Raw genomic sequence first — 24,659 nt, 5'->3', positions numbered from 1 at the left:
CATGGCGATGCGCTTAAATGAAGATCTGGACGACAGCGGCGAACTGCATGAAATCAACGTGACGCCGTTTATCGACGTCATGTTGGTGCTGTTGATCATCTTTATGGTGGCCGCGCCGCTGGCAACGGTAGATATCCGCGTCGATCTGCCGGCTTCTTCCGCCAAGCCGCAGCCGCGGCCGGAAAAACCGGTCTTCCTGTCGGTGAAGGCCGACAAGCAGCTCTACGTCGGCGATCAGCCGGTGAATGCCGATCAGCTGACCTCGGTGCTGGATCAACGCACTCAGGCGAACAAAGAAACCACCATCTTCTTCCAGGCGGACAAGAGCGTGGACTATGAAACGCTGATGAGCGTGATGGACACCCTGCGTAAAGCCGGTTACCTGAAAGTGGGGCTGGTGGGCATGGAAGGCGCCGCCAAGTAGCGGCAGCAAAACGATAAAGGGCGCTCAGGCGCCCTTTTTTACGGCTAAAGCGATGTCACGCCTTTGCCAATAAATCCCTGGAACCGGCATGGCGCCAGTGGATGCGGCCCGGCAGATACAGCGCGTTCTGTTCCAGCGGCCGCTCGTCGATAAGCGCGGTGACATTGTCGAAGCTATGTTGCGCCAGTGCCAGGCAGTCTTGCGCGACCGTGTCTATCTTCAGCGTCATGCAGTCGAACAGGTAGTGATCGTCGAAGCTGCACAGGTGAATGTCGCTCTCCATCAGCTGATGCTGAGTCAGATAACGCAATACGCCTTCCAGCAGGCCGCAGGCGGCGGTAAACAGCGCTTTGGGCGGACGCCCCAGCTGTGCGCACAGCTGAGCGAACATCTCGTAACCTGAGCTGGGGTGATAGTTGCCGTTGATGATCCATTCCGGTTTGCACGTTACGCCGGCGCGCTCCAGGCCAAGCTGGAAGCCGGCCAGGCGATCGCGGGTCGGCGAAATGCGCGGCTGCCCGCCGAGAAAATAGATTTCATCCGGATGTTGGCGCGCGACCGTTTCCACCAGGTCGGCGGTCGAATTGACCGAATCGGTGATCACCAGCGGCAGTTCGGAGCCGGCGATCAGGCGATCCATCTGCACCACCGGCAGCCCGGCGTTGATCTTCTGGTATTCTGCGTCGTTCAACTGGCTGGAGGCGACGATCAAGCCGTCCACCTGCCGCTGTACCAGACTGTTCACCGCCATCATCTCCTGCGCCGGGTTTTCATCGGTGCAGGCGATCAACAGCTGCAGGCCAGCTTCGCGGCACAGCGTTTCCAGCTCGCGTGAAATCACCGCAAAGCCGTAGTTGGTCATCTCCGGCACCACCAGCCCCAGCGTGTGGCTGCGGTTGGAGCGCAGGGAGCGGGCGTGGATGCTGGGCTGATAATGGTGCTCGTGCGCCAGCGCCAGAATGCGGTCGCGGGTGTCGTCGGACACCCGGTATTCCTTGCTGCGGCCGTTCAACACCAGGCTGGCGGTCGATTTCGACACCCCGGCCAGCGTGGCGATGTCACTGATGGTAATGCGTTTATTTTTTTTCACTGACGCCATCTGAAGTCATCGGAGGATGCGTCATTCTAGCATGCATGGCGTCAGCGGCCAGTATTCCAACGCCAGCGGCGCGTTTCCGGACAGCCGCAGTTGCGGCTCAATGGCCGGGAAGTAGCGCGCGCTCATCACGGCCTCGCCGCGGTTGATGAAGATCTCCACGCTGGAACGATCGAACAGCAGCTGCAGATGCGTGACCGGGCCGCGCCAGTAACGGTGCTCCGGCTGGCCGTCGGCCAGGGAAGCGCGCGTCAGCCGCAGCCTTTCGCCGTCCCAGTTCAGCGTCATTGCGTCGCCAAAGGCGGCGTTGAACGCGCCCTGCGGCGCCAACTGCAGCTCCGCGGCCCCCAGCGCGCAGGCGGGGGCGCCATCGGCGCGGCCCTGCCAGCATGTTCGTTCGCCGCGCAGCTGTTGCAGCTCGCGCGCCGGACGCTGCTGGAGGCGGCCATGCCGCAGCGACAGCTCGCGCGGGCAGGTCATGGTGTGGATCCAGCCGTAGCGGCGCGTCGGATGGGCTTCTTCATCTTGCTCGGGCACGCCCATCCAGCCGAACAGCAAGCGGCGGCCATCTTCCGCCAGCGTCGTCTGCGGCGCATAAAACTCGAAGCCGGCGTCCAGTTCGCGGAATTCGCCGTGACGGAAGGCCGCCTGGCGGTAATCCAGCTTGCCGATCAGATAACCGGCCTGATAGCGATTGAGGTAGCGTTCCGGCTGCGGCGCCAGCCCCTGCGGGCAGCAGATCAACACGTCAGCGTCGTCCAGCGAGAACAGATCCGGGCACTCCCACATGTAGCCGAATTCGCCTAAGCCGTTCAGGCCGGAACCGGCGATCTCGCCCAGCGGTTGCCAGCCGCGCAGATCGGCGGAGCGCAGTAACAGCACCTTGCCGCGATCCTGCAAGTCCCGCGCGCCGAGCACCATGTACCACGCATTCTGATGACGCCACACTTTCGGATCGCGTACGTGCCCGCTGTAGCCCGCCGGCAGCGGCAGCACCGGCCCGAGTTTGCGGTACTCGTCCCGATCGCTTTCCTGAGCCAGGCACTGGTAAGCGGTGCGTGAGCCATCGGGGAATTTCACGTTGCCGGTGTAGATCAGCGTGATTTTGTCTTCCGCCACCACCGCCGAGCCGGAGTAACAGCCGTGGCTGTCGTAACAGGCGCCCGGCGCCAGGGCGATCGGCTGATGCGCCCAACGCAGCAAGTCGGTCGACTGCCAATGTCCCCAGCACTTGTTGCGATGGTCGCAGCCCAGCGGATTCCATTGATAGAACAGATGATAAACGCCGTTGTGCTGAATGAAGCCGTTGGGATCGTTCAGCAGGCCAACGCTGGGCGCCAGATGCCAGGCCGGGCGGTGCGGATCGCGCAGCGCGAGTGGCAGGCCGTTCATGACCGCCCGCAGTGCCTGTTTGATTAAGCTGAGTTCCTCCATCATTGCGCGTCCGTTTTATATTTCAGCAGCAGGGAGAGGGCGAAGGCGCTGCCAAACGCGATCGCCAGGCCGATGATATAGCTGACCAGCGAACTGGCCTGCACGATCGCCATGCCGGGGATCGCCGTCAGCCCGACCGCGTTCATGCCGACATGATTGGCCACCACCCAGGCGCCGCCGAGCGCGCCGCCCGCCAGCGCCGCCAGGAACGGTTTCACGAAGCGCAGGTTGATGCCGAACAGCGCCGCCTCGGTGATGCCGAGCATGGCGGAAAAGGCTGAAGGCACCGCGATGGCTTTGATTTTGGCATCGCGCGTTTTGAAATACACCGCCAGGCAGGCGCCGCCCTGAGCGATGTTGGCCATCGACCAAATCGGCAGCAGGAAGTTGACGCCGATGTTGGGGTTGCCGAGCAGCCCGGCCTCCACCGCGTGGAAGCTGTGATGGATGCCGGTGATGACAATGGCGGAATAGAGGCCGCCGAACAGCAGGCCGGCGAACCAACCGGCATGGGCGATCAGCGTGCTGAGCACGAAGGAGATGCCGTCGCCCAGCGCCCGGCCGGCGGGGCCGATAAACAGCAGGGCGACAAACCCGGAGATCACGATCGTCAGGAACGGCGTCAGGATCAAATCCAGCGCGTTGGGGATCACCTTGCGCAGGCGTTTTTCCAACAGGCTCATGAACCACACCGTCAGCAGCACCGGAAATACCGTGCCCTGATAGCCGATCATGGCGATCTCCAGACCGAAGAAGTTCATGGTATGGAACCCTCCGGCGACGCCCCAGGCGTTGGTCAGCGCCGGGTGCGTCAGAATGCCGCCGAGCGTGGCGCCCAGGTAGGGGTTGCCGCCGAATTCGCGGGCGGCGGTGAAACCGATCAGAATCGGCAGGATAATGAACGCCGCCGAGCTGAACATGTTCAGCATCACGAACAGCGCGCTGTCGGCATCCGCCCAACCATAGGTTTTCACCATGCCGAGCAGCCCCATCAGCAGGCCGGAGGCGACGATGGCCGGGATGATCGGCACGAAGATGTTCGACAGCAGGCGGGCGATGCGCTGCAGCGGGTTGAGCTTTTTCGCCGCGATATCGGCGGCTTCGGCCTTGCTGGATTCGCTGACGCCCGCCGCCTTGATGAATTCCGCATGCACCTTGTTGACCAGCCCGGTGCCGAAGATCACCTGGATCTGACCGGCGTTGCTGAAGCAGCCTTTGACGCCGTCCAGTTTGCCGATGGCCTCTTTGTCCACCTTGCTGTCGTCCACCAGCACCAGGCGCAGGCGCGTGGCGCAGTGGGCGGCGCTGGCGATGTTCTCTTTACCGCCGAGCAGCGGCAACAGCGCGTTGGCGGTTGCGGTAATGTCCATGTTGTCCCCTTGCTGAATTAAAATGCCGCCGCGCTCTACGCGGCGGAAATACGTTCATCGATGTCAGAAGAAATACTTGAATCTGGCGCGCACGCCGTAACGCTGGTCGTTGTCGCCGTTGGCGATCTTGTTCTCGGCGTTGGCTTCCAGCAGCGAAACATAGGCGCCTAAATACACATTGAAATTCTTCATATTCATAATGTTAGGTATCTGATACGACGCGTGAACGGTGTGGATGTCGTAGTTGCCCGGCTCGCTGAGCGGATTGTGGATATCGGCGGCGATCCCGGCGGTATTGAACTCTTTGATGTTGTTGTGCGCATAGATATAACCCAGTTCGAAGCGCCGCCACAGCACGTTGACGCCGGCGGTCAAGTCCTGCTCGCCGGCGGCGTCCAGGTAGGCGGTGCTCAGGTTGGCCACCACGCCGTTATCCGGATCGGCCGCGTTGGTGTTCCAGCTCATGGTCATGCCGTAGCCGTTGCGCTTGGATTGATCGACGAAGCGGCCCTGGCTGTCCTGATAGCCGTAGGCATTATTCACCACGTTGCTTTCCATCGCCGCCGCGATGCTGAAGGCCTCTTTCTTCCAGGCGATCACCGGGCGCAAATAGGCGACGTTTTTCTTATTGTTCAGCGCATTGCCGTGGTAGCTGTTGTCCTGGAACAGCGAAGTGCCGTCTTCCACCAGCGTGTTCAGTTCGAAATAGACATCCCCGGCGTATTTGCTCAACATCAGGTTTCCGCCGCTGCTGCTGCGGCCACGGCCTTCTTTCATCATATAGATATAGCCAAAGCCGTCAGCGTAAAGATCGTTGGCGGTGTTGCCTGAATACTGAATGAAAGTGTCCTGATTCAGCGGGAACATGTCGTAGGCTTCGAAGCGGCCGATTTTGGTTTGCCAGTTCTTTTCATTGCCGAAGAAGAAAGTGGCGTCGTCCAGGTTCATTTTGCCGGTCATGTCCGCCAGCGGCTGGACGCTGAAACCGGAGAAGTTGCCGTCCGGATTGCGGCGATAGCCGTCCAGCCCCACCAGAATGCGGCCGTTGATGTCCCAGCGCTCTTTGTTGCCGGGTTTCCAATCCTTGTGATCGCTGCCTTTCAACGACGTCAGTTGGCCGCTGCGGCTGGCGCCGTCCAGATTGAACTCCACGTCGCCGTATAGCTTCAGATCGTTGAAGCCGTTCAGTTTTAGCGCGCCGGTCACGGGGGATTGCGTTTCCAGCGCGGCGGCGCGTTGCGCGACCCGCGCGGTTTGCCGCTCGGTGCTGGCGGTGCGCTGCTCCAGCTGTTGCGCCCGGCGTTCCGCCGCCGTGGCGCGGGTTTCAGCCTGAGCGGCGCGCTGTTCCGCCTGCGCCAGACGTTGTTCCAGCGCGTTAAGACGCGCCTCGATACTGCCGTCGCCGGAGGCTGCAGCGGCAGAAGTGGAGAGGAAAAGCCCTGTTGTTATCGCCAAATAGCTGAGTTTTTTCATCATCGTCTATCATCCGGGAAGGGTTGTTATTATTTTTTGCTAAATTGCTAAACCGGTTTTTCATGGCGAAAGATAACGATCGAGAAGCGGACTGGCAATCAAGTTTGCTAACCCGATTCAGCTATTGTGATCGAGTGCGCAAATCGTGGGGTTAAAAGACCACGGCGCCCAGGGGATCGCCGTGGTTGCAGGGGATCAGCGCAGAAAAGCGGCGAGCTCTTCGGCGCGGGGCAGGGCGGTCATGGCGCCTTTGGCGGTGGTGGCCAGCGCGCCGCAGGCCTGAGCCTGGGCGATAATCGCCGGCCATTGCGCTTCTTGCGGCAATGCGTGAAGGCGTGCCAGCGCCGCTAACAGCCCGGCGACAAACGCGTCGCCGGCGCCGGTGGTATCGACCGGCACGACAGGCGCCGCGCGGAAATGACGCAGCCGTTGGCCGTCATGCACGTAGACGCCGTCGCCGCCCAGCGTGACCAGCAACAGGCGCAACGGGTAGGTTTGCATCATCCAGCGGATGCCGTTCTCCACATCGTCAAGATGGCTGATGAAAACCAGCTCTTCGCGCGACAGTTTCACCACGTCCGCCAGCAGCAGCGCCTTTTGCAGGCAGGGGCGCAGCGCTTCCGGCTGACGCCAGACCTCTTCGCGGATGTTGGGATCGAAACTGACCCGGCCGCCGACTGCCCGCATGCGTTCCATCGCCGTAAAGGCCGTGCTGCGGCTGGGCTCCTGCGACAGCGCGATGGAGCAGAGGTGCAGCCATTCGCCCCGTTGGAAAGCCGGCAGATCGTCGGGCTGCAAAAACAGATCGGCGCTGGGCTGCACCATAAACGTGAATGAGCGCTCACCGTGCTGATCGAGATCCACCACCACCGTGGAGGTGTGGTGTTCGGGATCCGAAAGCATATGGTCAATATCCACCCCTTCTTCGCTCAGCACCTGCTGCAGAAAGGCGCCGAAACTGTCTTGCCCCACTCGGCCGATAAAGGCGCTGTCGCCGCCCAAGCGGGCGACGCCCACCGCCACGTTAGCCGGCGCGCCGCCGGGGCATTTAAGATAACTGTTTGAATTTTCTGGCACCAAATCGACCACTGCGTCGCCCAGCACCCATACGCGATTCGCCATGCTTAATCCCTGTTTCTACCGATGTCTGATGGGTGGCTAAAATAGAAGAACCGGTTTAGCAAAGCAATGAAATAATGCGTCAGGCGTTTGGGGAGTGAGCAAGATCAAAAAATAGGGCGGGTCAGGCGCAGGAAATACCGCCCGCGATGCGAGCGGGCGGTATGGATGAACGAAGCGCCTGTAGTGGGCGCTGGGGGTCAGAATGCGACGGAACCCTGCACGAAGAAGGTGCGCGGTTCACCGACGTACTTGCCGAAGTTATTGTCGTTGGAGCGGGTAAAGTAGCGCTGATCGAACAGGTTTTTCACCCCGGCGCCCAGCGTCAGGTTCGATAGCTGCGGCCCGAAATTATATTCCCCGCGCATGTTCCACACCATGTAACCGGCGATATTGCCGAACTGACCATCGGCGCTTTCCTGCGTGACGTACTCCGGCCCGGTGCCCGGCGAATGCTGTTTGGACTGCGCGTAACCGTCCAGATTCCATATCCAGTTGCCGGTGGCGTAGCGTGTGCCGACGGTATAGACCTGGCGCGAGTAGAACGGCAGGTCTTTACCGGCGAAGTCGCCCTTGTCGGTGCTGGCCTTGGTGTAGGTATAGCTGGTGTAGACGCTGGCGCCGTCCAGCGCGCGGTTCAGCTCGCTGAGATCGTAGCTGAGCGCCAACTCGATGCCTTTGTGCTTGGTGGCGCCCATGTTGGTCCAGCCCACATCGTTGCTGATGTATTGCAGCTGATTATCGAAGTCGATATAGAACAGCGTGGCTTCGGCCTTGACCACGGTGTCGTCGTAGCGGGTGCCGAACTCATAGGTATGCGCTTTTTCCGCCGTCAGCCCCGGCGCAGGCTGGTTGCCGTTGCCGCCTTTGGTCAGCTGGAAATACTGCATGCTGCCGAACGAGGTGTTGGCGTTGGCGAACAGTTTCCAGGCGTCGGACAGGTGGTACATCACGTTCAATGACGGCAGCGGTTCGCTGTAGCTTTTCTCGCGGCTGATGTTGTTGAACGAATCGTCCACGTGGGTGCGAATGCTTTCATAACGCAGGCCCGGCGTGACCGTCCAGTTGCCGACGTTAATGGTATCGTCGATATAGAACGCGTTGGCTGCGGTGCCGCCGGAGGTGTGCTGGTAATAGTCCGGGGTATCCGGCGTGGCGCCGACATTCGCCGGGTTATACCAGGCCGAACGCGACGCCTTTTCATCCATGGTTTCATTCAGGTAGCGGTAACCGAGGGTGATCTCGTGCGCCATATCCCAGAAGCGAAACAGTTGCGAATAGCTTGGTTCGATCGCCCAGGTCGAATAGTGGCGCGGATAGGACACCATGCGCCGCAACCCGGCATTTTTGCCGGTGCCTTCCGACTCGATGTTGCTGCCGCGGTAGCTGTCGGTGAAGTAGGTCAACACTTCGAACTGTTTGTCGTCTTCCTGATGTTTGTATTTGAACGACATATCCTTGCGGCGGCCTTCGAACTGGTCCCAGGGACGCGTGGACTGGAACGGGTTCTGCGCGTATTGCGCGCTGCTCAGGCCGCCCGGCATGCCGGCTTTGGCGTCGTAGTAGTGGAAATTGGCCAGCAGTTCGTCACGATCGGTGAACGCATAACGCGTTTTCAGCATGAAATCGTCGATGTCGGTGTTGTCGTTGTTGTCGCGGTAGCCCTGGCCGTGCAGGCCGGAGTAAAGCAGCTCGGCGCCGAAGCCGTTATCTGCGGTGCCGCCCACCGAGGCGCTGGTCAGGGTCTTCAGGCCGCCGTGGCTGGCGCCCTGAGTTTGCACGCCGGCGGTGCCGCCAAACGCTTTTGGAATGTCGCGGGTGACGAAGTTGATCACGCCGCCGACGTTTTGCGGCCCGTAACGCACCGCGCCGCCGCCGCGCACCACGTCAACCGATTGCAGGTTGCCGATCGACAGCGGCGCCATCGACAGCTGTGGCTGGCCGTAAGGCGCGACGGCCAACGGAACGCCGTCCATCAGAATGGTGGATCGCGGAGAAAGGCGTGAGGTCAGGCCGCGCACGCCGACGTTGAGCGAAATGTCGCTGCCGCCGGTGCCGTTGCTGTCGCGCACCTGCACGCCGGGCACACCGCGCAGGCTGTCGGCGATGGTTTGGTCGCCTTGCTCATGCATCTGCTGCTGAGTGACGATGGATCGCGCGCCCGGATGGTTGAGCAGCACCGAACTGGTATCAGGGTTGTCCAGCCAGTTGCCGACGACGGTTACCGTATCGGCATCGTTTTGAGATGAGTTATCAGCAGCAAGGATGGGGAAAGCAACGGCGATAGAGGTCGCCAGCAGGGAGAGGCGAAAAAGAATTGACATAATAATGCCTTAGAAGTTTCAGACCCGGATGTGTTTTTTTAGAAACGACAATCTTAATGATAATTATTGGCAAGTAAATAGAATTGTTATGGAATAGTTAAGCGGGTAACTACATGAAGGATGCCGGTAGCAGGGCCCGGTTGGCGGGCCCTGGCGGGGATTATTGCGGCGTAAGCCAGAAGACCCCGCTATAATCCAGCGCGGTGAATTTCTGGTGCACGCTTTCGATATCCGCTTGCGGATCAATATCTTTAAACAGCGCCGGGTGCAGGAATTTGGCGATCGCCTCGACCGCGATAAAGTTGAGCGGCGTGTCGTAAAATTGATGATAAATCGCCATCACGCGTTTTTCTTTCACCGCTTTCAACACGTTAATGCCGGTGCGATCCAGCAGATGCGCCAGTTTCTTTTGGCTGGTGGCCATATCGGTGGTGTAGCCCAGCGGCACGGCCAGCGTACCGCGATGGCCACGGCTCCAGTCGGCGCCGGTCAGCAGATAGAAATCCGGATTGCTGGCGATCACCTGTTCGACGTTCACTTCACCGCCCATGTCTGAAAACAGTTTGCTGCCGATATTGTCGCCGCCGGCGGTATCGATAAACTGCCCGAAGCTGCCTTTGCCGAAGGTATTGCAGCACTGCTCGCCTTTGATGCCGGCGCTGCGTTCGATGAAGACGCTGGGGCGCTGCTCCGGTTTCAGCGTGGCGACGCGCTGGCGCACCAGCTCGAGGCGTTGCTGATAGAAACGGATAAAGGCGTCGGCGTTGGGCTGCTCGTCAAACACTTTGCCCAACAGCGCCATGCTGGCGACGGTGTTGGTCAGCGGCTGCTGGCGGAAATCGATGATCAGCACCGGGATGCCGACTTTTTCCAGCTGGGTCAGTACGCCGCTGTCCTTCAATTTGCTCAGCAGACCGATGTCGAAAATGATCAGGTCCGGTTGGCGCACCACCGCGCTCTCCACGCTGAAGTCACTGGTGTAGGGGTTGTCGAAGGTGGGGATTTGCATGACCTGCGGGAATTTTTTCGCATAGGCCTCAACCAGATCCGGGGCTTTGACCTTCAGCGAGTTGTCCCAGGCGATGATGTTTTTCAGCGGCTCCTGCGGATGCAGAATATTCAGCGCCAACAGCGCGCGGGCGTCGGCCAGGATAACGCGCTTGGCCGGTTGCGGCAGCGTAACCTGACGGCCGGCGACATCGGTAACGACGATCGGCGCGGCTTGAGCGGCGCCGGCCAACAGCAAAACGCAGGCGGCCAGCCAGCGGCCGGCTTTGGCGATAAGAACAGCGGACATGGAGATCCTTGAGTAATCGGCTAGGAACGAGAACGCAATGATAAGCGATATCCTTTCGCTTTTTGAACCTCTTCGCTGTCGATAGGCTACTCCTGGCCCATCAGCGGGTCGCTGACGCTGTGTTCGCCATCCTCCAGTCGGCCCGCCAGGCGGCGCCGCCAGCCTCCGGCGCTGTGCAGCGCAAGATCATACCAACCGCCGCTGGCGCGGGCGTCAAACGTTTGGCGGTGGCTGCCGCCCGCAGGCAGCGTGATGGGCCACGGGCCTTGTTGCGTGTAAGGGCAGCGGTCGAGAGTGACCGTCACCGTTTCGGCACCCGGGTTATCCAACTGCAGCAGCAGGCTGCGGCCCGTCGGGCGCAAACGTACTTCCGGCTGCGGCCGGCTCAGCGCGCCGCGCATTTCACGATGAAAGCCGTTGGGGCCGAGCAGCCACAGATGGTACTCGTCCTCCGTCTGCCAGTCGTCGCTGACCGCCTTGCCGGCCTCGACGGTATAGCGGCGCGGGATCTGCGTCAGATCTCGCCGGTCGTAGACGTGAAACACCGCCCCTTGCTCGCCGGTATTGAACAGGTTCAGCGTTACGCGCCGCTGCTCGGCCGCGACGCTGGCCTCGACGTGCAGCTGATAGGGCAGTGCGCGAGAAGGGCGCGCCAGGCGGCGTTGGTGTGGCAAACGCTGGCGGGCGGGCGGCGGCAGCGGCACCTGCGGCAGCTGCTCCTGACGCTGGCGCAGGCCGTCGGCGGCGTGGCGGCTGGTGGCGGGCAGGCTCGGCAATGCTTCGCCGTTAGGATCGACAAAGTTGAACGCCGAGGTGAGATCGCCACACACCGCGCGGCGCCAGGCGCTGATGTTGGGTTCATGCACCTGAAAGCGCTTTTCCAGGAATTGCAGCACCGAGGTGTGATCGAAGATCTGCGAATTGACCCAGCCGCCGCGGCTCCAGGGCGACAGCACCAGCATCGGCACCCGCGGGCCGGGGCCGTAGATGCGGCCGTCCGGCGGCGGCTGGTCCTGCGAGCCGGGCGGCGCCACGTGCTGGAAGATCTCGGTATCGAACGGCACCGTCGATTTACCGGCGAAGCTGCCGTCTTCGCGCAGCGACGGCGCGGAAGGCGAAGGCATATGATCGAAAAAACCGTCGTTTTCGTCGTAGTTGACCAGCAGCACGGTTTTACTCCACACCTCCGGGTTGTCGGTCAGCGCGTTGAGGATCTCTTGGGTGAACCAGCCGCCCTGCACCGGGCTGGAGGGATCGGGATGTTCCGAATAGGCCGCCGGCGCGATGATCCAACTGACCTGCGGCAGTTTGCCCTGCTGCACGTCGGTGCGGAATCCGGCCAGCATGGCGTCCAGATCGTTGCCGTCGGCGGCCGGCAGGGTGTTGCCGTTGCCTTTGTACAGCGGCGCGGTCGCGTTGAGCTCGTCGCGATAAGGCACGAAGGCGTTGAAGTCTTTTGGCGGCCGAGCCGGGTTGCCCACCTGAATGCTGGCGGCGCGGTATTGGCGAAAGCCCGCCAGCGGGTTGTCGGTAAAGTTGTCCGGCAGGAATTGGTATACCTTCCAACTGACGCCGCTCGCCTCCAGCCGTTCCGGATAGGTGGTCCACCGGTAGCCGATCTCTGCCGGGCCGGGGCTGTCCCATTCGTTGACCACTACCGCCACGTCGGCGGCGGACGGGCCGTTGGTGCCGGTCCAGTGGAACAGCCGATTGGTGTTGGTGCCGGCGTGGATGGAACAGTGATAGGCATCGCACAGGGTGAAGGCGTTGGCCAGCGCGAACTGGAACGGCAGCTCCTGCTGGCGGTAGTAGCCCATCGAGGCCGGCGTTTTGTAGGTGGGCCAGGCGCTCATGCGGCCGTGATCCCAGGCGGCTTGCTCATCCACCCACGAGTGCGGCGTGCCGGTGACGCGCTGGGCGTTGCCGCGTTTGCTGTCCAGATGGTAGGGCAGCACCAGCCGTTCGGCGCCTTGTTGCTGCCAGACCAGGCGATCGCCGGGCAGTGGAATGGTAAATCGATCGCTGAAGCCGCGCACGCCCGGCAAGGTGCCGAAGTAGTGATCGAAAGAGCGGTTCTCCTGCATCAGGATCACCACGTGTTCGACGTCGCGCAGGGTGCCGGTGCGGTTATTGGCGGGAATGGCCAGCGCTTTGCGAATCGAGGCGGGCAACAGCGAGAACGCCGATCCGATGGCGGCAGCCCGCAGGATGTCTCTGCGAGAAAGGTCAGGCATGCGTCGTTAATCTCCGTCAGTGTGCTTTGAAGATAGCCGCTGACGACGATAATGGCGAAAAATAACAGGGAGATGAAAGCGAGAGAAACAATGCTCCCTGGCGGGAGCATTGGGGGATGAGGCTTACTGTCTGATCAGGCGGCCGAGCGTCGGCGCCGTTTCGAAATCGCTGCGGAAGGGGTTGATGTCCAGGCCGCCGCGGCGGGTGTAACGCGCGAACACGCTGAGTTTTTCCGGGCGGCAGCTCTGCTTGATGTCGTTGAAAATGCGCTCGACGCACTGCTCGTGGAATTCGTTGTGCTGGCGGAAGGAGATCAGGTAGCGCAGCAGGCTTTCGCGATCGATTTTGCGGCCTTCATAGCGGATCACCACGCTGCCCCAGTCCGGCTGGTTGGTGACCAGGCAGTTGGATTTCAGCAGATTGGAAGACAGCGTCTCCGCTACGTGCTCCCCTTGATCGGCCGCGCCGCTCAGGTATTCCGGTTTGAAGGCGAAGTCGTCGACCGCGATATCCAGATCGTCGATGTTGATGCCCGGCAGACGATCGATCTGCGCCGGATAACCTTCCAGACCCGGATAGAGCTTGACGGTGACCTGGCCATTGGCCGCCTGCGACAGATCCTTCTGCATGGCGGCGCTCACCTGTTCCACGCTGTCGAAGCGCGTTTGGTTGAAGCTGTTGAGATACAGCTTGAACGATTTGGATTCGATCAGGTTGGAAGAGGAGTGCGGGAAGGTAAATTCGCCGATGCCCACCACCGGTTTGCCCTTGCCGTTGAGCCACGACAACTCGAAGGCGGTCCACAGATCAAAGCCGCTGAACGGCAGCTGCCGTTCGTCCACGCCGATCAGATCGCGGCCGCGTGCGCGCGGCAAGGCTTCGAGCAATGCGGGAGCATATTGGTCCGGATAATCGGAGTTCGCGCCAAGATGGGTGATCTTATCTTGCTTTTGGATATGCATATTCATTGCCCTTTGCTTGTTCGGTATTGATGTAGCGGTTAAACAGACTGCGGGTGGCGTAAATCGGCCCGACGCCCAGCAGGGCGTAAACCACCTTGATCAGGAACTGAGACAGGATCATGGTTTTGATGATGTCCCTGCTCAGCACGTTGTAGAACGCCAGCGTACAGAACACCACGCTGTCGATGGCCGATGCGATTACGGTGCTGGTGATCACGCGCACGAACAGGTAGCGGGAGTTGGTCAACTCTTTGATCTTGCAAAGCAGATAGGAGTTGACGTTCTCGGAGATCAGATAGGCCGCCGAAGAGGCCACCAGCACCGCCATGATGCTGTGCACGATGCCGTTGTAGGTCTCGCTGTACTCCCACTGTGGAATGCTCGGCACCAGCGTCGTCACCCAGACGCCGAGAACGAAGGTCAGGTTGGCGATGAACGAGATGATGATGGTGCGTCTGGCCAGCCGCAACCCATAGAACTCGTTGAGAATGTCCACCAGGATGAACGTGAGCGGATAGATGAAGATCGCCGGCGGCGTGATGAGATTCAGCACCGGAATTTGGATCGGCTTGACGCCGCACAGCGTCGAGAAGATATAAATCACGCTGAGCGCCACGGTAATAATCAGGTAGGCGTACCAGGAACGTTCATGGCGATCGCTGAGCTCATAGGCGGTTTTTTGTTGATTGTCGCCGTAGAGTTTACGGTACAGCGCCTGCAGCTCGTGCCGGCTCAGATCTTCCGATATTTCGCTGTCGGCCAGCTCATTGAGCCCCATGGTAATGGTTTTGCCGGTGGCCAATACCATGACATTGGCCGCGATGGTGCCATGTCGGGTGAAGCCCAACAGCTTGAACTTCTGATTCGGTTCCATTTATAACCTTTCTCCAACGATATAACCCAGGAATTGCACCGTCTCCTGAAGGCGTTTGTCCATGCTTTCGCTGTCTTTGTCGTCAACCACAAAGAAGCCGCTTTTTCCCGAGTGATACAGCAAAGGTGAATCGCAAATCAGTACCGGCGGACGTTTGATGATAATGACTTCGCCCGGAATGAATGACCCTTTAATTTCGGTCTCTATTTTCATTGCCAACATGTTCGACTCATCGCCGAAGAAATAAGTCAAAGGAAACTCGGTGACCAGTTGCCCGATCTTGCGCTGCGAGACGGCCAGATAGCGCGACTGCGGGATCACCGGAATGGCGGAAGGGTTCTTGTTGCCTTCGGTGGACAACGTTTCGTTGAGCAGCTCCAGTTTTTCCAGATCGTAGTCTTCGATCTCTTCACAGGAGACACCGAAAAAATCTGAAATCCGATTAACGGTGGATTGCTGAACGTTGTTCACTCTTCCATCAAGAATTTTGTATAGGGTAGTGCGCGTCAGGCCGCTGCGGTTGGAAAAGGAAGCCTTGGTTTCACCGCGGGTACGCATTAGATATTCAATATTTTTAATGATGTTGATTTTGCGCTGTGCGTTGGGGGTTTTCATAGGCTGTCCTTACAAACATTACGCTGGCTTCACTATATCTTACGCGTTGGCGTTGTCCAGATAAAAAGGCGCAGGGAATAGGATAACAGACTGATTATTTTCGTTAATTATTGCTTTCTGTCAGCGGCTTGGCGGGGGGCGGGCGACGTGGATGCGGAAGGCGGTTTGGGGAAATGATAAAGCTGTGCAAATCAATTGATTAGCTTTTGCTTATGGAAAAGTGAACACAAAAGCCAATTTTATGTTCACTTTTATGTTGACCAAAGGCGATTTCATGGGCTACTGTTCATGCAAGCTGAAGTTTTTCTTTACGATCAAAACACTGAAGCTAACGACTTTTATAATAAAAAGCTCAGAGGGGGATGTTCCCGCACTCTGAGCATAATGGATAGCTTGCTACCGACACCAGGGACCCTCATCACCACGGCCGTTTGTCTGCGCGATCGGCCTATTCCTTTGCGCTGAACTCCGCATTTTGCGAGCAATAAAACACTCCCCCGTCATCGGAGGAGTGCGTTAACGCCTGTGCGAAAATCAGAGCGACTTCTGCGAGGCCAGGGGTTTTTGCGCCCGACTGAAGGCCAGCTTGAGCACCCAATACAGCAGGCTGGCGGCCACCAGTGAGTTGATGGTCGGTACGCCCCATTCGGTCGCCAGGCCAACGGCGCCGCCGGCGATGCTGGCGACGATCGCCGCCCAGCCGATGGTTGGGGTTTCGTTCGGCAACTGGCCCGTACGGCGGCTCTCGTCCAGGATTTTGCGGTGGCTGCGCAGCAGGTAATAGTCCACCAACATGATGCCGATAAGGGGCGGGAAGACCACGCCAAGCACCGTCAGGAAGTCGACGAAGCGGTCGAGAATGCCCAGCACCGACAGCGTGGTGCCCAGAATACCGATCGCCAACGTGGTGTAGGTGTACTTCAGCTTTTTGCCGGTGATGCCTTCCACCGCGTTGACGATGCCCAGCGAAGAGGAGTACAGGTTGAGATCGTTGACGCGCAGGGTGGAAAACACCACCACCAGCAAACCGGCGCCGCCGGCCGCTTGCGACATGATGGTGACCACATCCGCGGTGCCCAGGGTTTTGGCGATCAGGATAGCCAGGCCATTCACCACGAACTCGCCGGCGACGATGGTGAAGATCGTAACGCCGAGCACGTGTTTGCCGTTTTTGGAGTAACGGGTCAGATCGGGCGTCATCAGGCTGGCCACGATGGCGCCGCCGACGACGATGGTGATGCCGGCGCTGATGGTCAATGGTTCACCCGGCGGCGCCAGCTGGATGATCTCCTGCAGGTTATGGCCGGAAAGCGCGGTCACCGAAATATAGGCCACCAGCATAATGAACATCGGCACCGCGATACGGGCGGCGATGCGCAACGCCTTGAAGCCGAATGCCACCAGGATGGTCAACAGCGTGCCCGAGAGCCCGGCGGCCAGGCCAAAGCCCAGCTTATTGCCGAGCGCGAAATCGAGCGACTTGGCGAAAATGGCGTTTTGAATGCCGAACCAACCCAGCAGGCTGACGGCCACGACCACGCCGATCAGCACCGAGCCCAGGCGGCCAAAGCCGCACCAGCGCGCCAGCAGGCTGCCGGAAATCCCTTCGCGCATGCCCGCCATCCCAAGCCCATAGGTCACCACGCCGAAGATCAGGCTGCCGACGAAAATGGCGGTGAAGGCGTCAATCAGCGTCATGGAGTTGCCGAGCACGGCGCCGAGCATGAACTGGTCCAGCGCGGTCAGCATGCCCATATGCACGATGGCCACGCTTAAAAACGAGACTCTTTTATCCTGCGGCACCCGGGTGAGCGGATAATCTTCGATCTTTATCACGGTGAGATCTTCCTTGCGGTTCAAATAAACTGAATGCCCTTGGTTATCAGGCGATCGGGAATGTAGTTATCCAGGTTGGCGTATTTGCAATACTCCTCAAACTGTTGCTGAGTATGCACGTTGGCCTTCTGGTAAATATTATAAATGCGGTTTTCGATGGTCTTATTGCTGACGTTATAGATTTTGGCGATCTCTTTCACCGTAAATCGCTGCAGCATAAGGAAAATGACATCGAGCTCGGCGCGGGTGAACAGCTCGTTGTTAACTTCGGTGGTCAAGATGCTGGGTTTTTGCTGATTGATGTATTTCAGCGGCGACAGGCTGTTCATCGGCTTGGCGTTCCAGATCACGCCGATCACCTGTTTGTCATCGTTGTAGACCGGCAGCTTTTCGCTGATAAACGGCGTCAGGCTGTCTTTGCCATACCAGTAGTGCGTCTCGATGACCGTGACCCGATCGCGCGCCGCTTCGGTCATCTTGTCATGCTCGATAAAGTCGGCGGCGGAATCGGCCCAGTCGGCGGGGAATTCGTGGTCATATTTTCCCGCGACGTCGAAATTCAGCGGCGTATTGGTATAGAGATAAGCGGCGCGGTTCATATAGAGGTGGCGGGACAGCTGGTCTTTGATGCCCCAGGGCTCGCTCAGGTGCTCCATCATGGTGATGAGGCCCTTGAAATAAGATTCATTATTTTTATGCGATGAACCCATACCCACCTCTGCGCCGCTCAGGCCGCGTTACAGGCTTTTAGCCAGGTAATGGCGGGTATGGCGATGCGCATAGTCACCCAGCTCGCCATAGACTCGGTAGCCCAGTTTTTCGTAGAAGCCTCTGGCCTGGAAATCGAAGGTATCGACGTAGGCCATATGGCAACCGCGCTTGCGGGCTTCTTCTTCGGCTAGCTGCATCAGTTGGCGACCGTAACCGCTTTTGCGGCATTGATCGCCGACCCAAAGATACTGTACTTCCAGGCCGCCCCACCAGGTACGTGCGACCAGACCGCCGACGATCTGCTGGTTGTCGTCGGTGACGGTCAGGAACAGCGGGTGAATGTCTACGGGCTGGGTTTTATGGTTGTGCGCCCAGAGGCTGTCGATAACGAACTCTTCATCCTGCGGGTTGGGTTTGTCGGTGATATTAATATTCATTTTTAATATAATTCCCTGATTTAATTATTCAAATCTGAACTAGACGCTTTCGCCCCAACCGCTTCTATTATCACTTTTATTAATGTATTTCAAGGGTGGTTTTCACCCTTTTCCGCCGTGCAGGCGGGCGCTTATAGTAAGCATCACAGGGTGAAGAAAATAGCGAAACAGGCAGTATTAAAACGCTGAAATGCCCTGCCAACACCATCTTTTCCTACTTGCGCCTCACCAGGGCCCCACCGGGAAAACTGCAGTACTGTACGGCTCCACCGGATAGAGCAAGCTAACTTGCCGACGGGGGAGCCACTTTGTTTTTGCGCATCCGTTCCGCGATGACTGCGCGCTGTCTCAGATATTAAACGCTCTTCTTATCAGAAGATATGAGCCGCCGATGAAAATGCGGTCGATACCCTCCTTTAGTCTTCATATGCCACGCTGCTCAGTGCCGGCTCGATGGCGGCACCCAGCATGGCGCCGTGTCCCAAGTCGGGCCATTCCCGATAGCCGACGGTAAGACCGTCGAGCTTTGCCAGGCGTTCCGCCAGCATTTGCGCCGCGTTCGCCGGCAGTGCAGGGCTCTTCACGCCGGGCGGGGCCGCGCGCTCGCGCTCCGCCAGACCCACCCACAACTGCAGCCTTGCCGCCGGCGTCGGATGCCGTTCCGCCCACTGCTGCGCCTCTTGCAGGATCATGCCGTTGCCCCACCACAGCGAGGGTTCCACGGCGATATAATGCTGGAAGGCGGCGGGATGGGCGAATAACGTATGCAGAACGAAGAGCCCGCCGTAGGAATGGCCCCACAGCGTTTGCCGCTGCTGATCGACCGCCAGTTTGGCGGCGATCGCCGGTTTGATCCGCGTTTCAATCAATTGCAGGAAGGCCTCCGCGCCCCCGCCCGCCTGCGGCGGTTTCTTCATGCCCGTCGGCAGAGGCAGCGTATAGTCGTAGGCGCGGCCGGCGGCATCGATGCGCAGATCGTTGTCATAGCCGATCATCACCAGCACCGGTGGCCGCTTCGCCGTCGCCAATCTGGCCAGTAAGCTGGCGTTCAGCTCCATCAGCACCGCATTGCCGTCGAGGAAATAAATCGTCGGATAGCCGTCAGGCGCAGGCGCCCGACGCGGCTGGGCGATACGGACGCGGTAACGCCGTTGACCATCGGCGGAGGTGAAGCGCAGATCGCTGAAGCGGTAATCCGCAGAGTCGCTATCGGCGACGGTCACGCCGATCCTGCGTTCCAGATCGGGCCTGGCCTGCACGGCAGTCGGCAACCAAAAGCCGATGGCGAGCGCCAGAAGCGTGCAGATAAAATGCCGGTGAGACAATAACATGCGGGGCAGCGTCCTCGAAAAAGGCCGATATTAGCATCGGTACGCGCCCAGTAAAAACCTCTCCTTCGGGCGGGTATTTCAGTGGCGAAGTGCGGCCGGGGTCAGGCGGTGGCTGCCTGATGCTTCGCAGGGTTAATAGCAACTCATTGTTATTATTGGCAAGTCAGGAATAAGAAGGGTTACGATTAATTAGAAATGATTATGTTTTTTTGAGGGGGTAATCTGCTGATGGGTGCAAAAACACTCAATCATCAATGGGTGTTAGCGAAAAAAAAGCCCTATAAAATAGGGCAAAGACACACAACAACACCAGGGAAACTTTCCGGTATCTTATATTATAGCTTCCTATACATATAGAACATTTTATTATAAATATGTAAACGATTCTTATTAATGTTCTAATGCCATTGTTTTTCAAGGGGTTATGTCGCCCAAGGGGGAACGTTCCCGATGGCGGTGCAAGCCACTCCGCAGTGGATTAAGCGCAGGTGGCGGGGCGGTGCCGGCCCGCCGCCCCACAGTGAGATGCCGGCGGGCGGCCTGCGAAAACGCCGGCCGGTATCTCCTGTTTGATGGATGCGCAGGGGAATTGCGCCGCCTTTTGTTGATGATAATCAGTGCTGTTGCAGCGTCAGCATCTTGCCAAGCAAAACATCGGTCGGTGGCAGAATATCCGTATCCAGCCCGGCCGAGGGGGTAAAGGTCAGCTCACCGAAAATGATTTGGCCCTGAGAGATGTAGAAATCAACGCGCACGAACTCGAAGGGCGCTGACAAACGAGCGGCATACTCAAACAGCTCATCGTATCCCTCCGGTTTCACGAAGGCATCTATCTCCTCCTGGCTCAACGCCAGGCAGTCCTCGCTATAGCAAAGGAACTTGAAATCTTTGTCGAAGAAGTAATATTTCGGCGTCCCGGTATCCCTGCCGACGCACAGCAAGGTGCAGTATGGCACGCCGCGAAAACAATAAATTTTGTAGTCTTCAGGCCCGTGACCATTGGCCGATTCGATATACTTTTCTCCAATGATCTTTTTTTGTATCCCTTTGTAGTTGAGTTCTACATAGGTTTTCCAGTAATCGTCTTTCATCCAGCCATCGATCAGCTGGGAGGCGCTTTTAATGTTCAACGATTGTTTATTCTGGCAAATTAAATTATATCCTGAGCCGTGATTCCCCTTGATGACAAATTTCTCAGGCAGCGTTTCCCATGGGATCTCCTGTACCGAATCACAGGCAAAGTACAGCTCATTTAGGATCTCTTCACATCCTTTTGCCTTGATGTACTCTCTAACCGCATATTTATCTGCGCATTGAGTGACTAAGGCATTTTTACTGTAGTCATTCAACTTAAGGTGATTGATTTTTTCATTCCAGGTCGATGGCGCCTGCAAGTTCAGCGGTTTGCCAAATGCTCTTTTGTAGATCAATCTGGCCTTGAATTCGGGGGCCAATACGGCCAACTGATTCATAATGAACTTGTTTATTTGTCTTTTCATATACGTAATTCCATCAAAGCATAGTGACAATGATTAAGACGTTCTTGTATTTAAAACGCGGGTGGCGCGCCTTCACTGCGCCATTGAATGGCTGTCGGCGTTGTTCCCAAATCAAATGGCTGGTGGTCTAACGCCCGATTAAGAATGCGGGCCGAACGCCACGCCATCAGGCTCAGCTGAGGATCGGCAATGCCGTGATTATGCATACTGGCGTTCATCGCAAATAAGCAGTTCTCCGCCGGGCCTTCCCACTCAAAGGTAAAGTCCGGGGCTATGCGGTACTCGCCGTCCGCCGTGGTCAACAGTCGGTGGGCCAGAGGCGCAAGGAACTCAGGCGTCGCCGATTGATAACCGGTAGCAAAGATCACCACGTCCGCCTTGAAGATTTCCTCGCCGTGATCGAGATGATGACGCGTTTCGAGTTGGTAGGCGTTATCCAGCGTGTGTTTTACGGCCGTCAGCGAACGGCTGGGCAGCAGGCGCACCCATAATTTCTCGCGCAGTACGTCGAAGCGGTGGTACATGGCGCGATAGATGGCCAGCAGCGACTCGCTGGTGATGCCGTCTGAGGTCATCTTTTGTTCGGCCAGCATATGCCGCTTGGCCGCGCTGTCCAGTGAGTAGAAACTCTCGACGTAATCTGGCGTGAAATATTCATTGGCAAAGGCCGCCTCATCAAGCGCGTTGTAATTGTTGCGCCGCGATATCCAGTCGAGTTGTTCCGGCTGCCCCCATTCCCCTTTAAAAATATTCAGGAACAGATCGGCGCCGCTCTGGCCGCCGCCGACGATCGCCACGCGTTTGCCTGCCAGATTAGGGTTGCGCAGCATCATTTCGCTGGCGTGGAAACAGCGATCGTTTTGCGCCGTCACGCAATCAGGTAACTTTATTTTCTTGCCAATACCGATACTTACGTGTCTGGCGTGGAAGATTTCCCGTGAGGTGGTCACCACGAACTGGCGTTGCCGATCGTCAAACTCGACTCGCTGAACGTCTTGATTGAACGCCAACGATCCCATCCCGCTTGCGGCCCAGGTGAGGTAATCGGCGAACTCTTCACGCGATGCGGTACGCTGTTCGGTCGTCAGGAAACGGTAGAATTTTCGGTTTTTTACCAGATAGTTGAGAAAGCTGTAGGGATTGGTTGGGGCAACCGCGCTCACCAAATCCTTTAAAAAGTTGGTTTGCATGTTGCAGTCAGCCAAAATCATGCCCGGGTGCCAGGAGAAATGAGGTTTGCGCTCAAGGAATTGCCCCGTAAATCCCTCGATTTCGCTCCCTAAGGCCGCCAGGCTAAGATTCGACGGGCCAAGGCCAATACCGATGATATCGAAACGCTGATTCATTAATAAGCTCCAGTATAATGAGAATAATACCCAGAAATACGGCTGCAAAGGGGTTGGCTTATAGCAACCAGGCTGCCTTTTTCTTATAAGTAAACGACATGAATTAAAAATAATTAAAAGATATGCGGGTTAAAAATGCGTCATTTTTAAATGCCCGTTTAGAATTCGGTAGCACATCAGGTAAAGGCTACGGGTGTATTTCTTTCCATGAAAGTCCCTGCGAAAGTTTGCGTATGTGTTTAATTAATATTCTTAAGCAATAATCTTAGAAACCGCGTTCATCATTCCATGTAAACGACACTCCGCAAAGAGGATAAGCCGCATGGGATTGGCATCGACTATTGACTGTTAACGTGTATACGCCGTTCTGCGTTCGGCTTGTGTTTCTTGAATCAGGTATTCGCTGCTTAGAATAGCGTTAAAAGGGATTCTGGGAAGGTGAAATAACATGATATTAGGCGTTGAGCGCTTTTTGAAAAGATGAAATTAAAGTGAAATTATGAAATTAGGCCGTTTTGATGGTATTTTTATCATTGTATTCAATGTGTTATTATCTTTTGGATGCGAGAGCTATTGCGTCTGGGCGGCATGGGGGTATCCGCTTTCACACCGGCCAATGCGCCCAGTTTTGTTGTTTGCGGGCCTGTATGGCGGGAAATTATCCCTATATGCATTAATTTCAATGAGTGAATGTTCATGTTATATACAGAGGCGCCTGTTGACGTTGGAAAAGCGCCAATTAAAAACCGATTGGCCGACAGTTTGACGTTTAGGTTCGTTTAGGTTCAGCGACGGCGTGACGTGCAAGGATATCCGTGTGCCGCCGGAACTTGCCTGAATGTAGCCGCCATGATATCAACCCGGTTTGAATTGTTTTGGCGTTTCTCTTTTATAATTCCTTTGCCGCTGATGATGATTCTCATTACCTGAGCGTTCACGTTATCGACACGTTAAACGCCATGGGAATGGGGTAAAGTATGGCGCTCGTGTGGGCAAGAGAATCGATGTTGGCGCTGCGACAAACGGATTGCCGCAGCAATAATTTACTCGTGGATAAATTTAACGTCAGTTGGCGTACCTATCTGGACGCTTACGCCGTTGCCATATAATTCGCCGGTATCCAGATCGCGTTGTAATACGGTAACGTTATTACTAAACACATTGGCGACTAGCAAAAACTTTCCGCTTTTATCGAAGGCGAAAGCGCGCGGTTCGATTCCGCCGGAAAGCGTGCGGCCAATCAGCGTGAGTTTGCCATTCTTCGGGTTAATTTTATAACCCACGATTTCGTTGGTTTTTTGGCGATTGCTCGCATAGAGGTATTTTCCGTCAGGGGAAAACGCCAGCCCGCCGCCGCCCTTTGCATCCGCGCGGGTGCTTTCCGTCAGCGCTAATGTCTGGATGTTCTCCAACCGATCGTTATTAATCTGGTAGGCAAAAATATTCGCCGACATTTCGCTGATCACGTAGGCGAATCTGCCATTTGCGGTAAAGATCATATGTCGCGGGCCGGTGCCCGGCGGAAACGACAAATCGTAATCCGGCGCGAGCCTGAACGGCGCGGCCTTATTTGCCGCGTCGTAGAAGAAGGCATGAATGATGTCGCCGCCTAAATCGGCGGCGTACATCATGCGCCCGTCGGGGGTGAAGTTGACGGAGTGAATATGGGCGCTGGCTTGCCGCTCGGCAACGGCCTCTGAGCCCTTGGTGAAGGGAAAGCGCTGCAGCACCTCGCCGAGTTCACCGTTCTGGAGAATGGGGGCCACGATGACGCTGGCATGCCCGGGGGCGTTGGAGTAATTGGCGGCCAATAAGTAGCGCCCGTCTGGACTGATGGCGGCATGCGTCGGCTCTTGTCCCTGCGAGTCGATGCCGCTGATGCGTTGCGGGTCGCCGCCTTTGCCGAGCCTGAGCGTGCTGATTTGGCCTTGCTGAGTTTCATTGGTGGTATAGGCAAATTGGCGATTTTTGCTCAGAACTATCCAGGAAGGGCTGTCCATTTTTATGCGATTCAATGGCAGCAGGCTGCCGTCTTCGTTGAGCGCCAACCGATACATCCCCTGGCTGGGATAAACGGGCGGCTGAACCCGATCGCCGTCTCTTTCCCCTGTCCAGGTGCCAATCAAAACGATTTGCGCGGTGCTGCCCGGCTGCGGCTGCGGGGGAGCGGCCTGGGTGATCCAGGCCGGCAATAATAAAGACAGAAAGGAAAACTTGGCGATGCTGGGGAACGTTGCGTTTTTCATGGTCGGGCTCCTGGCGTGATTGACTGTGTT

General features: G+C 57.6%; 19 protein-coding genes. 1 reads left to right on the top strand and 18 read right to left on the bottom strand.

The window, feature by feature from the left end; all coding sequences use genetic code 11:
* Nucleotide 1: 1 nt before the first annotated feature.
* Nucleotides 2–424, top strand: coding sequence for a TonB system transport protein ExbD (gene exbD / locus CPH57_RS17500; RefSeq protein ID WP_004937307.1), 423 nt, complete (start codon nt 2–4; stop codon nt 422–424).
* A 55-nt stretch (nt 425–479) separates the two neighbouring features.
* On the opposite strand, the gene CPH57_RS17495 is transcribed toward exbD, so the two are convergent.
* The 18 genes from CPH57_RS17495 to CPH57_RS17410 form a co-directional block, all read right to left on the bottom strand.
* Nucleotides 480–1,523: a LacI family DNA-binding transcriptional regulator gene (locus tag CPH57_RS17495; protein WP_033644632.1), complete on the bottom strand. Its 1,044-nt coding sequence runs from the start codon at nt 1,521–1,523 to the stop codon at nt 480–482.
* Between the two features lie 21 nt (nt 1,524–1,544).
* Nucleotides 1,545–2,954 carry a sucrose-6-phosphate hydrolase gene (locus CPH57_RS17490; protein WP_096242855.1) on the bottom strand — a complete coding sequence of 470 codons (1,410 nt, stop codon included), beginning with the start codon at nt 2,952–2,954 and terminating at the stop codon, nt 1,545–1,547.
* Nucleotides 2,954–4,324: a sucrose-specific PTS transporter subunit IIBC gene (locus CPH57_RS17485; RefSeq protein WP_096242601.1), complete on the bottom strand. Its 1,371-nt coding sequence runs from the start codon at nt 4,322–4,324 to the stop codon at nt 2,954–2,956. The genes CPH57_RS17490 and CPH57_RS17485 overlap by 1 nt, the downstream gene beginning before the upstream one ends.
* 63 nt (nt 4,325–4,387) lie before the next feature.
* A complete protein-coding gene (locus CPH57_RS17480) occupies nt 4,388–5,797 on the bottom strand; it encodes a carbohydrate porin (RefSeq protein ID WP_096242854.1) in 1,410 nt (469 codons plus the stop codon).
* A gap of 195 nt (nt 5,798–5,992) precedes the next feature.
* On the bottom strand, nt 5,993–6,919 hold the full coding sequence (locus CPH57_RS17475) for an aminoimidazole riboside kinase (protein ID WP_033644636.1): 927 nt from the start codon (nt 6,917–6,919) through the stop codon (nt 5,993–5,995).
* 197 nt (nt 6,920–7,116) lie between these two features.
* Nucleotides 7,117–9,240 carry a TonB-dependent siderophore receptor gene (locus CPH57_RS17470; protein WP_096242600.1) on the bottom strand — a complete coding sequence of 708 codons (2,124 nt, stop codon included), beginning with the start codon at nt 9,238–9,240 and terminating at the stop codon, nt 7,117–7,119.
* A 160-nt stretch (nt 9,241–9,400) separates the two neighbouring features.
* Nucleotides 9,401–10,537, bottom strand: a complete 1,137-nt coding sequence (locus CPH57_RS17465; protein WP_033644639.1) for an ABC transporter substrate-binding protein — start codon at nt 10,535–10,537, stop codon at nt 9,401–9,403.
* 86 nt (nt 10,538–10,623) lie between these two features.
* Complete coding sequence (locus CPH57_RS17460) at nt 10,624–12,771, bottom strand: phosphocholine-specific phospholipase C (RefSeq protein WP_096242599.1); 2,148 nt, start codon at nt 12,769–12,771, stop codon at nt 10,624–10,626.
* A 123-nt stretch (nt 12,772–12,894) separates the two neighbouring features.
* Nucleotides 12,895–13,734: an NADPH-dependent 7-cyano-7-deazaguanine reductase QueF gene (queF, locus tag CPH57_RS17455; RefSeq protein WP_047575474.1), complete on the bottom strand. Its 840-nt coding sequence runs from the start codon at nt 13,732–13,734 to the stop codon at nt 12,895–12,897.
* Nucleotides 13,712–14,608 (bottom strand): queuosine precursor transporter, encoded by an 897-nt coding sequence (locus CPH57_RS17450; RefSeq protein WP_096242598.1) that lies wholly within the window; start codon nt 14,606–14,608, stop codon nt 13,712–13,714. Before CPH57_RS17450 ends, queF begins: the two co-directional genes overlap by 23 nt.
* Complete coding sequence (locus CPH57_RS17445) at nt 14,609–15,223, bottom strand: helix-turn-helix transcriptional regulator (protein WP_033644644.1); 615 nt, start codon at nt 15,221–15,223, stop codon at nt 14,609–14,611.
* A 534-nt stretch (nt 15,224–15,757) separates the two neighbouring features.
* Entirely contained in the window at nt 15,758–17,059 is a 1,302-nt protein-coding gene (locus CPH57_RS17440) for a cytosine permease (protein WP_096242853.1), read from the bottom strand.
* Nucleotides 17,060–17,079: 20 nt separating this feature from the next.
* Nucleotides 17,080–17,769 (bottom strand): PAS and helix-turn-helix domain-containing protein, encoded by a 690-nt coding sequence (locus CPH57_RS17435; protein ID WP_033644646.1) that lies wholly within the window; start codon nt 17,767–17,769, stop codon nt 17,080–17,082.
* A gap of 27 nt (nt 17,770–17,796) precedes the next feature.
* Nucleotides 17,797–18,207, bottom strand: a complete 411-nt coding sequence (locus tag CPH57_RS17430) for a GNAT family N-acetyltransferase (RefSeq protein ID WP_019453029.1) — start codon at nt 18,205–18,207, stop codon at nt 17,797–17,799.
* A gap of 416 nt (nt 18,208–18,623) precedes the next feature.
* Entirely contained in the window at nt 18,624–19,538 is a 915-nt protein-coding gene (locus tag CPH57_RS17425) for an alpha/beta hydrolase (RefSeq protein ID WP_033644649.1), read from the bottom strand.
* Between the two features lie 614 nt (nt 19,539–20,152).
* Nucleotides 20,153–21,037 carry an ATP-grasp fold amidoligase family protein gene (locus CPH57_RS17420; RefSeq protein ID WP_033651313.1) on the bottom strand — a complete coding sequence of 295 codons (885 nt, stop codon included), beginning with the start codon at nt 21,035–21,037 and terminating at the stop codon, nt 20,153–20,155.
* A 50-nt stretch (nt 21,038–21,087) separates the two neighbouring features.
* Entirely contained in the window at nt 21,088–22,383 is a 1,296-nt protein-coding gene (locus CPH57_RS17415) for a lysine N(6)-hydroxylase/L-ornithine N(5)-oxygenase family protein (protein WP_096242597.1), read from the bottom strand.
* Between the two features lie 1,043 nt (nt 22,384–23,426).
* Nucleotides 23,427–24,629 (bottom strand): lactonase family protein, encoded by a 1,203-nt coding sequence (locus CPH57_RS17410; protein ID WP_096242596.1) that lies wholly within the window; start codon nt 24,627–24,629, stop codon nt 23,427–23,429.
* Between the last annotated feature and the right edge of the window lie 30 nt (nt 24,630–24,659).

The sequence above is a fragment of the Serratia sp. JKS000199 genome (assembly GCF_900215455.1).
Classification (GTDB): Bacteria; Pseudomonadota; Gammaproteobacteria; order Enterobacterales; family Enterobacteriaceae; genus Serratia; species Serratia ureilytica.
The sequence above is the reverse complement of the archived record's forward strand: the minus strand, read 5'-3'. Positions and strand labels throughout refer to the sequence as shown.